The 14,559-nt window shown below is 67.1% G+C and carries 9 protein-coding genes; 2 read left to right on the forward strand and 7 right to left on the reverse strand.

The window, feature by feature from the left end:
- Positions 1-102: 102 nt before the first annotated feature.
- Positions 103-1,215 (reverse strand): hypothetical protein, encoded by a 1,113-nt coding sequence (locus tag V6M48_RS12035; protein ID WP_332812768.1) that lies wholly within the window; start codon positions 1,213-1,215, stop codon positions 103-105.
- Between the two features lie 224 nt (positions 1,216-1,439).
- Between V6M48_RS12035 and V6M48_RS12040 the strand changes: the two genes are divergently transcribed.
- On the forward strand, positions 1,440-2,474 hold the full coding sequence (locus V6M48_RS12040) for a S66 peptidase family protein (protein ID WP_332812769.1): 1,035 nt from the start codon (positions 1,440-1,442) through the stop codon (positions 2,472-2,474).
- A 33-nt stretch (positions 2,475-2,507) separates the two neighbouring features.
- On the opposite strand, the gene V6M48_RS12045 is transcribed toward V6M48_RS12040, so the two are convergent.
- From V6M48_RS12045 to leuB, 5 genes are all read right to left on the reverse strand, one after another.
- Complete coding sequence (locus tag V6M48_RS12045) at positions 2,508-3,977, reverse strand: glutamate synthase subunit beta (RefSeq protein ID WP_332812770.1); 1,470 nt, start codon at positions 3,975-3,977, stop codon at positions 2,508-2,510.
- Positions 3,978-4,111: 134 nt separating this feature from the next.
- A complete protein-coding gene (gene gltB / locus V6M48_RS12050; RefSeq protein ID WP_332812771.1) occupies positions 4,112-8,758 on the reverse strand; it encodes a glutamate synthase large subunit in 4,647 nt (1,548 codons plus the stop codon).
- The gene (gene leuD, locus V6M48_RS12055) at positions 8,759-9,328 is read right to left on the reverse strand and encodes a 3-isopropylmalate dehydratase small subunit (RefSeq protein ID WP_332812772.1); all 570 of its coding nucleotides are present in this window, start codon (positions 9,326-9,328) and stop codon (positions 8,759-8,761) included.
- Positions 9,328-10,776, reverse strand: a complete 1,449-nt coding sequence (gene leuC / locus V6M48_RS12060; protein ID WP_332812773.1) for a 3-isopropylmalate dehydratase large subunit — start codon at positions 10,774-10,776, stop codon at positions 9,328-9,330. Before leuC ends, leuD begins: the two co-directional genes overlap by 1 nt.
- Positions 10,777-10,786: 10 nt before the next feature.
- A complete protein-coding gene (gene leuB, locus V6M48_RS12065; protein WP_332812774.1) occupies positions 10,787-11,869 on the reverse strand; it encodes a 3-isopropylmalate dehydrogenase in 1,083 nt (360 codons plus the stop codon).
- A 436-nt stretch (positions 11,870-12,305) separates the two neighbouring features.
- Between leuB and ilvD the strand changes: the two genes are divergently transcribed.
- Entirely contained in the window at positions 12,306-13,979 is a 1,674-nt protein-coding gene (gene ilvD, locus V6M48_RS12070) for a dihydroxy-acid dehydratase (protein ID WP_332812775.1), read from the forward strand.
- Positions 13,980-14,052: 73 nt separating this feature from the next.
- On the opposite strand, the gene V6M48_RS12075 is transcribed toward ilvD, so the two are convergent.
- Positions 14,053-14,559 (reverse strand): aldo/keto reductase (locus V6M48_RS12075; RefSeq protein WP_332812776.1); only part of this gene is annotated, 507 nt, incomplete at its 5' end.

The raw sequence follows: 14,559 nt of genomic DNA on the forward strand, positions 1-14,559 counted from the left end.
CTGTAGCGGGTGGTTCGGGCATTCTTATGGATGTTCATCCGACTCTCCTGGGTCCTGAAGCTTCGCAACCTCAGTCTCCTCGGTTCGGGTCGGATGAACAACCTACTGAAAGCTCACAGCTAGGCCGAGGCCCGCCGCCTCATCGCCGCTGGTGCGAAGCACGCCGACGTCGGCCGTGATGTCGCCGCTGCCGCGGACAATCGCGCCGGGCGAGCGAGCGCCCTCGGTGGTGAGCGCGCCTACGGTGAAAGCGGTATCGCACGCGCCGGTTCCAAGCGTGACGCAGCTCGCGGGACTTGCCGACAGGTCGAGGCCCGCAGCCTCGTCGCCGCCGGTGCGCAGCACGCCGATGTTGATATTGGTGTCGCCGGAATTCGCGATCAGGCCGCCAATCCCGCCGAAGCCTTCGGTGGTCACTTCCTCGGCGGCGACGGTCACGTCGCACCCGCCGGTGCCGAGCAGGATGCAGGCCGCGGCATCGTTCGAGATGTCGAACGCGATCGCGTCGGTACCCTGGGTGCTCAGCGCCCGACCGGTGAGAGTCACGTCGCCAGTGCCGCGCAGCACGGTGGCGTTCGACAGATCGCCATTGGTCTCGATCGTGTCGAAGCTGAGCGAGATCGGCCCGTCGGTGGCGATGATCTCGACGCCTTGGGCATTCAGGCCATCCGTCTGGACCAGATTAAGATCTGCAGTGACGGTTTGGCCCTCGATGGCGACGCCGTCCGAGTTGGTGCCGATCGTGCTGATCGTGCCGTCCGAGGTGAAGATAACCTCGTCCATGGCGGTCAGCGCGACCGCGGTCGCGTCGTCGCCGGTGGTGCTCACGTTGGTCACCTCGGCATTGATCGCGCCGCTCGAATCGGCGGCGAGGCCGGGCCCGCTGTTCTGGATCGTCGAGACGCCCTCGGAGATGATGGCGATGTCGGCACCGCCGATCGTGCCGAGATTGACCGGGCCGTTCGCGACATAGCCGTCGGCGAGCGTCACGACCAAGGGATCGACCGAGCCGGTCACATCGATCGTGCCGCTGCCGGGGGGCGCTGGTGTCGTCGCGGAGGCCGTGCAGTCGATCACGCCGCCGACTCCGACCGTGCAGACGCTTTGCGCCGCCGCGGGGGAAGCCGCGAGGGCCGCAGCGGCGAAGACCGGAGCGAGGCTGCAGATGGTGATGGTGCGGCGGCTGGTGCTCGCCAAGATGGTCGAAACGGGCATTCAAGGTCTCCCTTCATGCCCCCCCGTCCGCCCAATTGGACTCGAAACGGTGAAAGCAAGGTTAAGGAGCGCATAGGAAAAACACTGCTTTACAGAGACTTGGTCCAGCCGATTGGGGAGTGCTTCGCTAGGCAGGAGGACCGGAGTGCGCCGAACGGCAAGTTGCCCATGCGTTTAGCCGCTCGCGCTGCTACCGGTCGGCAATGCTCGATCGGCGAACCACGATGCTGGGCCTGGGCGCGCTTGCCGCCGCGCTTGCCCTCCCCGCAGCCGCAGCCCCAGCAGCGCCGGGCGCCGTCGCGAAACCGCCGCGGCTACGCCAAGGCGACGTCGTCGGGCTGATCGCGCCCGCGGGATTCAGCGACGATCTGGAGGAGCTCGAGCAGATCAAGAGCAATATCGCCGGCATGGGCCTGGTGCCGAAGGTCGGCGCGCATGTCCTGACACGCTACGGCTATCTTGCCGGCTCCGACCACCAGCGCGCCGCCGACCTCAATGCGATGTATGCGGACAAGGACGTGTGCGCGGTCTTCGCCGTCCACGGCGGCTGGGGCAGCGCCCGCATGCTGCCGCACCTCGACTGGAAGACGATCCGCGCCAATCCGAAGCTGCTGGTCGGCTTCAGCGACATCACCGCGCTGCACCTCGCCTTCGCGGCGCAGGCGGGCTTTCCGACCGTGCATGCGCCCAACGCCGCGAACGGCTGGCTGGAGCAGACGTGGAACAGCTTTTGGACCCTCGCCTTCCAGGGCGACACCCCGACGCTGCTCAACCCTGATCCGGGCCCCGATCCGGGGCCCGATCCGTTGCTGCAGCAGAGATGGCGCACCGCCACCATCCGAGTCGGAAAGGCGAGCGGCCGGCTGCTCGGCGGCAATCTCTCGGTGCTCGCTGCGCTGGTCGGGACGCCCTATCTGCCCGACTTCAGCGGCGCGATCCTGTTCCTTGAAGATACCGGCGAGGCCGAATATCGCATCGACCGGATGCTCACCCAGCTTGGCCAGGCCGGCATTCTTCGACGTGTCGCGGGCGTGGTCTTCGGCCAATGCACCGGCTGCCAGATTGACGTAACCGGCTATAGCGGCTTCAGCTTGCCGCAGGTCCTCGCGCAGCATCTCGTTCCGCTCGGCGTTCCCGCTTTCTCGGGCGCGCTGATCGGCCATGTCGCCAACCAGTTCGCCATACCGGTCGGCGTGCGCGCGGAGATCGATGCCGCCGTGGGCTCGATCAGTATCCTCGAACCCGCGGTCGCCATCTAATAGGTATTGTGTCCCCGGATTAGGGGCACGGGATCAGACCGCGGCGAGCGCTGCCGTCCGCTCGGCCGGATGCGCGGTGAGGAAGGCGTCGACCGCCTCGGCGCATTCGCGGCCCTCGCGGATCGCCCAGACGACCAGCGACTGGCCGCGGCGCATGTCGCCGCAGGCGAACACGCGCGGCACCGAGGTGCGGTAATCCTTCATGTCGGCCTTGACGTTGCCGCGCGGATCGAGCTCGACCCCCGCCTGCTCGACCAGAGCCTCGCGGCGCGGGCCGACGAAGCCCATCGCGAGCAGGACGAGATCGGCGGGGATCTCGAACTCGCTTCCAGCAACCTGCTGGATTGCCATGCGGCCGTCCTCACCGCGCACCATCTCGGCGCGCGCGCATTGCAGCGCGGTGACCTTGCCGTCTTCGCCGAGCACCTGCGTCGTCAGCACCGAGAAATCGCGCTCGCAGCCCTCTTCCTGCGACGAGGAGGTCCGCATCTTGAGCGGCCAATTGGGCCAGGTGAGCTCCTTGTTCTCGCGAACCGGCGGCTGCGGCATGATCTCGAGCTGGGTGACCGAGCGCGCGCCCTGGCGGTTCGAGGTGCCGATGCAGTCCGAGCCGGTGTCGCCGCCGCCGATCACGACGACATGCTTGCCATGCGCGCTCAATGTGCCGTCGGGCGCAGCCATGGCCTCGTCGTCGCCGGCGTTGCGCTTGTTCTGCTGGGTCAGGAAATCCATCGCGAAATGGACGCCGTCGAGCTCGCGCCCCGGCACCTCGAGGTCGCGCGGCAGCTCGGCGCCGCCGGCCATCACCAATATATCGTAATCGTCGAGCAGCCGCTGCACCGACACATCCTTGCCGACATGCATGTTGCAGCGGAAGATCACGCCTTCGGTCTCCATCTGCGCGATGCGGCGATCGATCAGATGCTTCTCCATCTTGAAATCGGGAATGCCGTAGCGAAGCAGGCCGCCGATACGGTTGCTCTTCTCGAATACCGTCGGCGCGTGGCCGGCGCGCGCCAACTGCTGGGCGCAGGCGAGGCCCGCCGGGCCCGATCCGACCACGGCGATGCGCTTGCCGGTGCCGCGCTGCGCGGGCTGCGGCTTGACCCAGCCGTTCTGCCAGCCGCGGTCGGCGATCTCGCATTCGATCGACTTGATCGTCACCGGATTGTCGGTGAGGTTGAGCGTGCACGACGCCTCGCACGGGGCGGGGCAGACGCGGCCGGTGAATTCGGGGAAATTGTTCGTCTGGTGCAAACGGCCGACGGCGGCTTGCCATTCGTCGCGATGGACGAGGTCGTTCCAATCCGGGATCAGATTGTTGACCGGGCAACCGGAGTGGCAAAAGGGAATGCCGCAATCCATGCAGCGCTCCGCCTGCCGCTCGATCGCCTTCTCGGGCATCGGCCGCACGAATTCATGCCACGTCTTCAGCCGCTCTGCGGGCGGCAGATAGTCGCGATCGTTGCGCTCGATCTTGAGGAAACCCGTCGGGTTGGTCATTTCGCTTCGTCTCCGGAAATCTAGAGCGGAATGCGCGATATCTGGATCACGCATCCCGCTCTAATCGTCTGTTGCCGCATCGTTTTCTGCGCAAAACCGGTTCCCACTTTTGCGCACGATGCTCTAGGCGCGCGTCACTCGGCCGCGACGGTGACGGGCTGAGCAGCTTCCGCCTCGATCTCGGCGAGCGCGCGCTTATACTCGACCGGCATCACCTTGACGAAATGCCCGAGCGCGTTCGACCAATCGTCGAGGATCTCGCGCGCCCGCGCGCTGCCCGTCGCGAGCAGATGGCGCTCGACCAGGATGCGCACCCGTTCGGCGTCGAAGCGCCTCATGTCGCCCATGCCATTGTCATAGACGCTCGGCGCCCGCTGCCGCGGCGCGCGCGAATCGTCGCCCCGATCGGCCAGCTGCACCGGCTCGAGCGCCACGCCGGCCTTGTTGCATTGCGCATCGAGCCTTTTGTGCGGATCGTAGACATAGGCGACGCCGCCCGACATGCCCGCCGCGAAATTGCGGCCGACCTCGCCGAGCACGACGACCACGCCGCCGGTCATATATTCGCAGCAATGGTCGCCGGCGCCCTCGACCACCGCGACCGCGCCCGAATTGCGGACCGCGAAACGCTCGCCGGCAACGCCGTTGAAATAGGCCTCGCCGGCGATCGCGCCGTACAGCACCGTGTTGCCGACGATGATGTTGGCGGTCGGATCGCGCCGAACGTCGGGCTGGCGCACGATCACCCGGCCGCCGGACAGGCCCTTGCCGACATAATCATTGGCATCGCCGATCAGGTCCAAGGTCACGCCATGCGCGAGGAAGCCGCCGAAGGTCTGGCCGGCGGTGCCGCGCAGCTGGACGGCGATCGTGTCCGCCGGCAGCCCTTCGTGGCCGAAGCGGCGGGCGACCTCGCCCGACAGCATTGCACCGACGCTGCGGTTGATGTTGCGGATCTCGCGGTCGATCCGCACCGGCTCGCGGCGCTCGAGCGCCGCGTGCGATTCGGCGATCAGCAGATGGTCGAGCGCGGCGCCGAGACCATGCTCCTGCGTCTCGCTGTTCCAGCGCGCGATCCACGGATCGACCTTCGGCTGGTAGAGTATCCTGCTGAGATCGACGCCGCGCGCCTTCCAGTGATCGATCACCGGGCTGATGTCGAGCAGCTCGGGCCGGCCGATCATATCGTTCAAGCTGCGCACCCCGAGCGATGCCATGATCTCGCGCAGCTCCTCGGCGACGAAGAAGAAGTAGTTGATGACATGCTCGGGCTGGCCGGTGAAGCGCGCGCGCAGGATCGGATCCTGGGTCGCGACCCCGACCGGGCAGGTGTTGAGATGGCATTTGCGCATCATGATGCAGCCCGCCGCGATCAGCGGCGCGGTCGCGAAGCCGAACTCGTCGGCCCCGAGAATCGCCGCCACCGCGACGTCGCGGCCGGTCCGCAGGCCGCCGTCGGCCTGCACCGAGATGCGGCCGCGCAGCCCGTTGAGGATCAAGGTCTGCTGGGTCTCGGCGAGCCCGATCTCCCAGGGGAGGCCGGCATGGGTCAGCGAGGTCAGCGGCGATGCGCCGGTGCCGCCTTCGAAGCCCGAGATGGTGACATGGTCCGCCATCGACTTCGAGACGCCAGCGGCGACCGTGCCGACGCCGACCTCGGACACCAATTTGACCGAGATGCGGGCGCGCGGATTGACGTTCTTGAGGTCGTGGATGAGCTGCGCGAGATCCTCGATCGAATAGATGTCGTGGTGCGGCGGCGGCGAGATCAGCCCGACGCCTGGTGTCGAATGACGCACCGCGGCGATATGCTTGTCGACCTTGTGGCCGGGCAGCTGGCCGCCCTCGCCGGGCTTGGCGCCCTGCGCGATCTTGATCTGGATGTCGTCGGAATTGACGAGATATTCGGCGGTCACGCCGAACCGTCCCGACGCCACCTGCTTGATCGCCGAGCGCATCGAATCGCCGTTAGCGAGCGGCGTGTAGCGGTCGCGCTCCTCGCCGCCCTCGCCGGTGTTCGAGCGGCCGCCGATGCGGTTCATCGCGATCGCGAGCGTGGTGTGCGCCTCGCGGCTGATCGAGCCGAAGCTCATCGCGCCGGTGGCGAAGCGCTTGACGATCTCGCTGGCCGGCTCGACCTCGTCGATCGGCACCGGCTGATCGGCAAGGTTGAACTGCATCAGCCCTCGGACGGTGAGGAGCCGGCGGTTCTGCTCGTTGATGCTGCGCGCAAAGGCGGCATATTCGTCGGGAAGATTGCCGCGCACCGCATGCTGCAGGTTCGCGACCGACTGCGGCGTCCAGGCGTGGTCCTCGCCGCCGATGCGATAGGCATAAGCGCCGCCGACATCGAGCGTCTCGCCTTCGAGCGGATGCGGCGCATAAGCGTCGCGATGGCGGCGCACCGCCTCCTGCGCAATCTCGCCGATGCCGACGCCCTCGATCATCGTCGCGGTGCCGGTGAAATATTTCTCGATGAAGCTCGAGGCGAGGCCGATCGCGTCGAAGATCTGCGCGCCGCAATAGCTCTGGTAGGTCGAGATGCCCATCTTGGACATGACCTTGAGGATGCCCTTGCCCGCCGCCTTGATGTAATTGGCGTGCGCCTTTTCAGGAGCGAGCGCGAGATCGCCGCTCGCGCACAAGGCGTCGAGCGTTTCGAACGCGAGATAGGGGTTGATCGCTTCGGCGCCATAGCCGGCAAGCACGCAAAAATGATGCACCTCGCGCGCTTCGCCAGTCTCGACGACGAGGCCGGTCTGCATCCTGAGGCCCTGGCGGATCAGATGATGGTGCACGGCGCCGGTGGCGAGCGCCGCCGGGATCGCGATCCGTTCCGCGCTCACCGCGCGGTCGGACAGGATCAGCACGTTGGCGTCGGCGAGCACCGCCTCGGTCGCCTCCATGCAGAGCCGCTGGAGCGCCGCCTCGAGGCCGTCGTGCCCCGCGGCGGCCGGCCAGGTCGCGTCGAGCGTGGTCGTGCGGAAGGCGCCGTCCATCACCTCCTGGATCGAGCGGATCTTCTCGAGATCCTCGTTGGTGAGGATCGGCTGCGACACTTCGAGCCGTTTGTGGGTGCCGGCATGGTGGCCGAGCAGATTGGGCCGCGGCCCGATCATCGACACCAGCGACATCACCAATTCCTCGCGGATCGGATCGATCGGCGGATTGGTGACCTGCGCGAAATTCTGCTGGAAATAGTCGTAGAGCAGCTTCGCCCGCTCGGAGAGCACGGCGATCGGCGTGTCGGTGCCCATCGAGCCGACCGGCTCGTCGGCCGCCTTGGCCATCGGCGCGAGGAAGAACTTCAGATCCTCCTGGGTGAAGCCGAACGCGCGCTGGCGCTTGCCGAGGCTCGCCGGATCGACCGGCGGCGCGCCGTGCGGGCTCGGCGGAAGGTCCTTGAGGTTGAACTGCGTCTCGCGCAGCCACTCGCCATAGGGCTCCTCCTCGGCGAGCCTGGTCTTGATCTCCTCATCCTCGACGATGCGGCCTTCCTCGAGGTCGATCAGCAGCATCTTGCCGGGCTGGAGACGCCATTTGCGGACGATCTTCTCCTCCGGGATCGGCAGCACTCCCGATTCCGACGCCATCACGACCATGTCGTCGTCGGTGACGATGAAGCGCGCGGGGCGAAGCCCGTTGCGGTCCAAGGTCGCGCCGATCTGGCGGCCGTCGGTGAAGGCGATCGCGGCCGGGCCGTCCCACGGCTCCATCAGCGCGGCATAATATTCGTAGAAGGCGCGGCGCTTGGGCTCCATCTGCGTGTTGCCGGCCCACGCCTCGGGGATCAGCAGCATCACCGCATGGGCGAGCGAATAGCCGCCCGCGACGAGCAGCTCGAGCGCATTGTCGAGCGAAGCGGTGTCCGACTGGCCGTGCGGGATCAGCGGCCACATCTTGTCGAGATCGGCGCCGAGCAGCGGCGATTCGAGCGTGCGGCGGCGCGCGTTCATCCAATTGACGTTGCCGCGCACCGTGTTGATCTCGCCGTTGTGCGACAAATAGCGGAACGGATGCGCGAGCTTCCACGACGGGAAGGTGTTGGTCGAGAAGCGCTGGTGCACCATCGCCAGCGCCGATTCGGTCAACGGATCGCTGAGATCCTTGTAGAAGCTGCCGACCTGGGTCGCGAGCAGCAGACCCTTGTAGACGATCGTCCGCGTCGAGAAGGACGGGATGTAGAAATTGCCGAGCCCGGGCAGGTGGCGCTTGGCGGCAAGCTCCGCGAGCGGGTTCTGGATCTGCTTGCGGATCGCGAGCAACTTGCGCTCGAACGCATCCTGATCCCTGACGTGGCTGCCCTTGCCGACGATCGCCTGGCGGATCACCGGCATCGTCTCGAGCACGGTCTTGCCGAGGCCTTCGGTGTCGACCGGCACGTCGCGCCAGCCGAGCAATTGCTGGCGTTCGCCGCTGACGAACCGCTCGAACTGGGCGACCGCGGCCTCGCACGATTCCTCGTCCTGCGGCAGGAAGCACATCGCGACGCCGTAATCGCCCGGCTGCGGCAGGGTTACGCCCTCGCCCTCCGCCCAGGCGCGGAACAGCCGATCGGGAAGCTGGATCAGGCAGCCGGCGCCGTCGCCGACCAAAGGATCGGCGCCGACCGCGCCGCGATGGTCGAGATTGGCCAGCACCTGCAGGCCCTGACGGATGATGTCGTTGGACTTGCGCCCCTTCACATCGGCGACAAAGCCGACGCCACAGGCATCGTGCTCGTTGCGGGGATCGTAAAGCCCCTGCCGCTCCGGCACCCGTCCTTCCGGCTGCTGCACCATCTACCCAAGGCTCCTGGTCTTAGTCTCATACGCGCTGATCGCGGCTTCGCTCGTCAAGGTCAGCGCAATCTCGTCGAGTCCCTGCATCAGGCATTCACGCCTGAACGGATCGAGCTCGAACGCGAACCGGTCCTGCAGCGGAGAGGTCACCGTCATCGTCTCAAGATCGACGGTGATCGGATGTTCCTGCGCGACCTCCATTAAACGATCGATCGCGGCTTGATCCAGCACAACCGTGACAATTCCATTCTTGAACGCATTGCCCGAGAAAATGTCCGAAAAGCTCGGCGCGATCACCGTGGTGACGCCAAGATCGAGCAACGCCCAGGCGGCATGCTCGCGGCTCGAGCCGCAGCCGAAGTTGTCGCCGGCGATCACGATCGGCGCGCCCTTATACTCGGGATCGTCGAACAGGTTGGCGGGATCGCTGCGGATCGCCTCGAACGCATGGCGGCCAAGGCCGGTGCGCTTGATCGTCTTGAGATATTCGGCCGGGATGATCGCGTCAGTGTCGACGTTCTTGAGCCCGAGCGGATAGGCGCGGCCGTGGATGCGGGTGATCGGCTCCATCAGGCGGGCTCCCCTTCGCGCATCAGCTCGCGCACGTCGGTGAGGCGGCCGGTGACCGCCGCCGCCGCCGCCATGATCGGCGAGACGAGATGGGTCCGCGCGCCGGGGCCCTGGCGGCCCGCGAAATTGCGGTTCGAGGTCGAGGCGCAGCGCTCCTGCGGCGGCACCTTGTCCGGGTTCATCGCAAGGCACATCGAGCAGCCCGGCTCGCGCCATTGGAAGCCGGCCTCGATGAAGATGCGGTCGAGCCCCTCGGCCTCGGCCTGGTGCTTGATCAGGCCCGAACCGGGGACGACGAGCGCCTGGCGGATGGTCGGGCTGACCTTGCGGCCGCGCACGATCCCGGCCGCCGCGCGCAGATCCTCGATGCGGCTGTTGGTGCAGCTGCCGATGAAGACATGCTGCACCGCGACGTCGCTGAGCGCCGTGCCCGCCTCGAGACCCATATATTCGAGCGACTTGCGCGCCGCGGTCTGCTTGCTCGGATCGGCGAAGCTCTGCGGATCGGGCACCACCCCGGTGATCGGCACAACATCCTCGGGGCTGGTCCCCCAGGTGACGCTCGGCGCGACGTCGGCAGCGTCGAGCGTGACGCTGCGATCGAAGCGCGCGCCCTCGTCGGTGCGCAGCGTCCGCCAATAAGCGACCTGGCGCTCCCATTCTTCGCCCGACGGCGCCATCGGCCGGCCCTTGAGATAAGCGAAGGTCTTCTCGTCGGGCGCGAACAGGCCCGAACGCGCGCCGCCCTCGATCGACATGTTGGCGACGGTGAGCCTGCCTTCGATGCTCATCTCGTCGAACGTGCTGCCGCGATATTCGATCACATAGCCGGTGCCGCCGGCGGCGCCGATCTTGGCGATGATCGCGAGGATCAGATCCTTGGGCGTCACTCCGAAGCCGAGCTTGCCCTCGACCCGCACTTCCATCGTCTTCGACGGCTTGAGCTGCAGGGTCTGGGTCGCGAGGACATGCTCGACCTCGCTGGTGCCGATGCCGAACGCGAGCGCGCCGAGCGCGCCGTGCGCCGCGGTGTGGCTGTCGCCGCACACCAGGGTCGTGCCCGGCAGGGTGAAGCCCTGCTCCGGCCCGATGACGTGGACGATGCCCTGCTCGGCCGCGATGTCGGTAATATAGGGAATGCCGAACTCGGCGACATTGTCCTCGAGCGCGGCGAGCTGCTCGGCGCTGCGCGGATCGACGATCGGCAGGCGTGCGCCGTCCTCCCCGACCCGGCGGGTGGTGGGAAGGTTATGGTCCGGTACCGCCAGGGTCAGCTCGGGACGCCGCACCTTGCGGCCCGCAAGCCGCAGCCCCTCGAACGCCTGCGGCGAGGTGACTTCGTGGACGAGATGACGATCGATGTAGATCAGGCAGGTGCCGTCGGGGCGCTGCTCGACGATGTGAGCGTCCCAGATCTTCTCGTAGAGCGTGCGCGGCCGTTCGGTCATGATCATCCCTTCACAAGCTTGCTTGCACGTGGGCGGGAGCGCGCGGCGCGGCGGCAGCCCCGTCGAGGATCTCGCGAACTCGGGCGCCGAACGCGGCACAGCCGACCGCGCCGCCGAGATCGGCGGTGCGATGGCCCTCGCGCAAGGTCTGCTCGAGCGCGGCTTCGAGAAGCCGCGCCTGGCTGGGCAGCTCGAGATGGTCGAGCAGCATCGCTGCGCTGGCGATCGCGCCGGCCGGGTTGGCGATGTCCTTGCCGGCGATGTCCGGCGCGGAGCCGTGGATCGGCTCGAACATGCCCGCGCCGCCGGTGCCGAGGCTTGCCGACCCGAGCAACCCGATCGAGCCGCCGATCACCGAAAGCTCGTCCGACAAGATATCACCAAACAGGTTCTCAGTAAGCAGGACGTCGAACCTGGTCGGCGAGGTGACGAGATGCATCGCCGCCGCGTCGACATAGAGATGGTCGAGCGCGACGTCGGAATAGTCCTGTGCGACTTCGCTCACGACCCGCCGCCACAATTTTGAGGTGGCGAGCACGTTGGCCTTGTCGACCGAGGTCACGCGGCCGCTGCGCTGGCGAGCCCATTGGAATGCGACATGCGCGATCCGCTCGATCTCCTCGCGGGTGTAGGTGCACAGGTCGCTCGCGCGATCCTGCTCGAGGGTCTTCTCGCCGAAATAGAGGCCGCCGGTGAGCTCGCGCACCACCAGCACGTCGGCGCCGGCGGCGATGTCGGCACGGAGCGGCGAATATTCCTCCAACCCGGGCATGATCCGCGCGGGGCGTAGATTGGCGAACAGGCCGAGCGCCTTGCGCAGCTTGAGCAGGCCGATCTCCGGGCGTTCCTTGGCATCGTCCCAGCGCGGGCCGCCGACCGCGCCGAGCAGGATCGCATCGGCAGCCGTGCAGGCGGCGAGCGTCGCCTCCGGCAGCGGAACTCCGTGGCGGTCGATTGCGGCGCCGCCGAAATCATGCTCCTCGAAGGTGAAGCCGAGGCCGAAGCGCTCGGAGACCAGCTCGAGGCACAGCCTTGCCTCGGCCGCCACTTCGGGGCCGATCCCGTCACCTGGAAGAACGATTATCCTCGTCACTCGCTGATCCCTCATCGAAACCTTGTCCGAACCACGCCCCGAACCACACGTTGCAAAGAAAAACCCCCCGCTCGTCCGGAGCGGGGGGTCTTCTGTTTCTGGTCTAGTCTAGACCGTCAATCAGAGCCGTTCACCGCTCCCTTATCGCAGCTGGTAATTGCCTTAATAAGATCAAGTGCATCCGCGCCGCCACGCGCGGCCCGTTTCCTGCGAACATTCGATATGGTCGTCGGCGGCATGTTCGTTCCAAGATACGGCCAGGAATGTGGTAAGCGCGTCCGCGTTCACGCAGACGTCTGTGCGGTGCAGCATATGACGCGCCGCGCTCGCCGCGCAAGCAGAAAATCCGCCGCGGCCGCCGTCGGCGGAATCGAGCAAGGTTGCGCGTCGCGGCCGGCTTCGCCATTAAGCGCCCCTCTCCCAGCAAGGAAAACGCATGTCACCGTCTGATCTGCCGTCGCGCGAAATGGTCGAAGGACCGGCCCGGGCCGCCGCGCGCGCGATGCTGCGCGCCGCCGGCTTCGATGACGAAGCGATGGCGAAGCCGATGATCGCGATCGTCAACACCTGGACCAGCGTCACGCCGTGCAACATGCATTTGCGCGGGCTCGCCGACCATGCCCGGCGGGGCATCGAGGAAGCCGGCGGCACCGCCGTCGATTTCAACACGATCGTCGTCACCGACGGCATCTCGATGGGCACCGCCGGAATGCGCGCCTCGCTGATGAGCCGCGAGACGATCGCCGATTCCGCCGAGCTCGCGGTGCGCGGCCATTCGCTCGACGCGGTGCTGTTCCTGGTCGGCTGCGACAAGACGATCCCGGCCGCGGCGATGGCCGCCGCCCGCCTCGATCTGCCGAGCGTGATCCTTTACGGCGGCTCGATCATGCCCGGCCGGCTCGGCGACAAGGCGCTGACCATCCAGGACGTGTTCGAGGCGGTCGGCGCGCACAGCGCCGGCACGATCGACGATGCGCAGCTCACGAGGGTCGAAAAGGCCGCCTGCCCCGGCGCCGGCGCCTGCGGCGGCCAGTTCACCGCCAACACGATGGCGGTGGCGATGAGCTTCCTCGGCCTCTCGCCGATGGGCCTCAACGACATCCCCGCCGTCCATCCCGACAAGCCCGACGCCGCCTATCAGGCCGGGCGCGCGGTGGTCGACGCGCTCAAGGCCGGCCGCAACGCGCGCAGCCTGATTACGCCGCAGGGCCTGCGCAACGCCGCCGTCGCCGGCACCGCCACCGCGGGCTCGACCAACCTCGTCCTCCACCTGCTCGCGATCGCGCGCGAGGCGGGCATTCCGGAGAGCGAGTTCGACATCGACATGTTCGACGAGGTTTCGCGCGAGACGCCGGTGATCGCGGACCTCAAGCCGGGCGGGCGCTTCATGGCGCCCGACATGGCCGCGGCGGGCGGCACGCCCCTGCTCGGGCGGCGGCTGATGGAGGGCGGTTTCATCGTCGACGCGCCCACCGTCACCGGCCGGTCGCTCTTCTCCTACTTCGAAGGCGCCGAAGAGCGCCCGGGCCAGGAAGTGATCGTCTCGGCCGAGCGTCCGATCAAGGAGCGCGGCGGCTTCGGCATCTGCTACGGCAACCTCGCCCCCGACGGCTGCGTCGTTAAACTGGCGGGCCACGAACGATTGCGCTTCGAGGGGCCGGCCAAGGTCTATGACGGCGAGGAAGCCTGTTTCGAGGCGCTGACGCACGGCCAGATCGAGCCCGGCGACGTCGTCGTGATCCGCGGCGAAGGTCCGGCCGGCGGCCCAGGGATGCGCGAGATGCTGGCGATCACCGCGGCGATCCAGGGCCGCGGGCTCGGCAACGACGTCGCGTTGGTCACCGACGGCCGCTTCTCGGGAGCAACCTACGGCTTCATGGTCGGCCACGTCTCGCCCGAGGCGGCGCGCGGCGGCCCGATCGCCCTGCTCCGCACCGGCGACAGGGTCGCGATCGACGTCGAGGCGCGCGTGATGGAGACCGACGCCGACCTCGCCAGCCGCGGCGAGGCGAAATGGACGCAGCCCAAGGTCACCGGCGTCTATGCCAAATATGCCAAGCTGGTCGGCTCGGCCTCGCACGGTGCGGTGACCAGCGGTGCCGGGGAGTAGGCCAGGCCATAGCTTGCCGCGAGAGCAAGGCAGAGCCCGGCTTACCGCCAAGTGGAGCTCTGCCTAAGGCCGATCACCCGACCGATCTTGCTATTCCGAACACCGGAAATCTGTTCGCCTCGCCGTAGTCCATGCCCTCATTTGCGCCGGCCAGGGTTTGCATGTCCGCATCGGAGATCTCGAAATCCAGCGCAGCATTGTCGCGCATATGGGCCGGGTTGCTCGTCTTGGGCAGCGGAAGCAGGCCGAGCTGGAGGCAATAACGAATGCAAAGCCGAGCAACGCTCACGCCGTATTTCCCGGCGAGCTCGCGAAGATCGGCGTTGTCGAACACCGCGCCATGGCCGACGGGTGAATAGGCTTCGACCAGAAGCCCCCTCGATCGCGAATAGTCGATCAGGTCGAATGGCGTGTTCCCGACATGGGCCAGGACCTGATTGACCATCGGCGCGACACTGGAATTGTCGAGAATGTTGTCGAGATCGGCGCGCTCAAAATTGGAGACGCCAATCGCGCGGAGCTGGCCGACGCGATAGGCTTCTTCAAGCGCCCGCCAGGCCTCGAGATTACCTTCGAAATA

The organism is Sphingomonas sp. (assembly GCF_036677245.1).
Taxonomy (GTDB): domain Bacteria; phylum Pseudomonadota; class Alphaproteobacteria; order Sphingomonadales; family Sphingomonadaceae; genus Allosphingosinicella.

Excerpts from the sequence above, each read along its gene's own strand:
- V6M48_RS12035 (WP_332812768.1), bottom strand. The coding sequence starts at position 1,215 with ATGCCCGTTTCGACCATCTTGGCGAGCACCAGCCGCCGCACCATCACC.
- V6M48_RS12040 (WP_332812769.1), top strand. The coding sequence starts at position 1,440 with ATGCTGGGCCTGGGCGCGCTTGCCGCCGCGCTTGCCCTCCCCGCAGCC.
- V6M48_RS12045 (WP_332812770.1), bottom strand. The coding sequence starts at position 3,977 with ATGACCAACCCGACGGGTTTCCTCAAGATCGAGCGCAACGATCGCGAC.
- gltB (WP_332812771.1), bottom strand. The coding sequence starts at position 8,758 with ATGGTGCAGCAGCCGGAAGGACGGGTGCCGGAGCGGCAGGGGCTTTAC.
- leuD (WP_332812772.1), bottom strand. The coding sequence starts at position 9,328 with ATGGAGCCGATCACCCGCATCCACGGCCGCGCCTATCCGCTCGGGCTC.
- leuC (WP_332812773.1), bottom strand. The coding sequence starts at position 10,776 with ATGACCGAACGGCCGCGCACGCTCTACGAGAAGATCTGGGACGCTCAC.
- ilvD (WP_332812775.1), top strand. The coding sequence starts at position 12,306 with ATGTCACCGTCTGATCTGCCGTCGCGCGAAATGGTCGAAGGACCGGCC.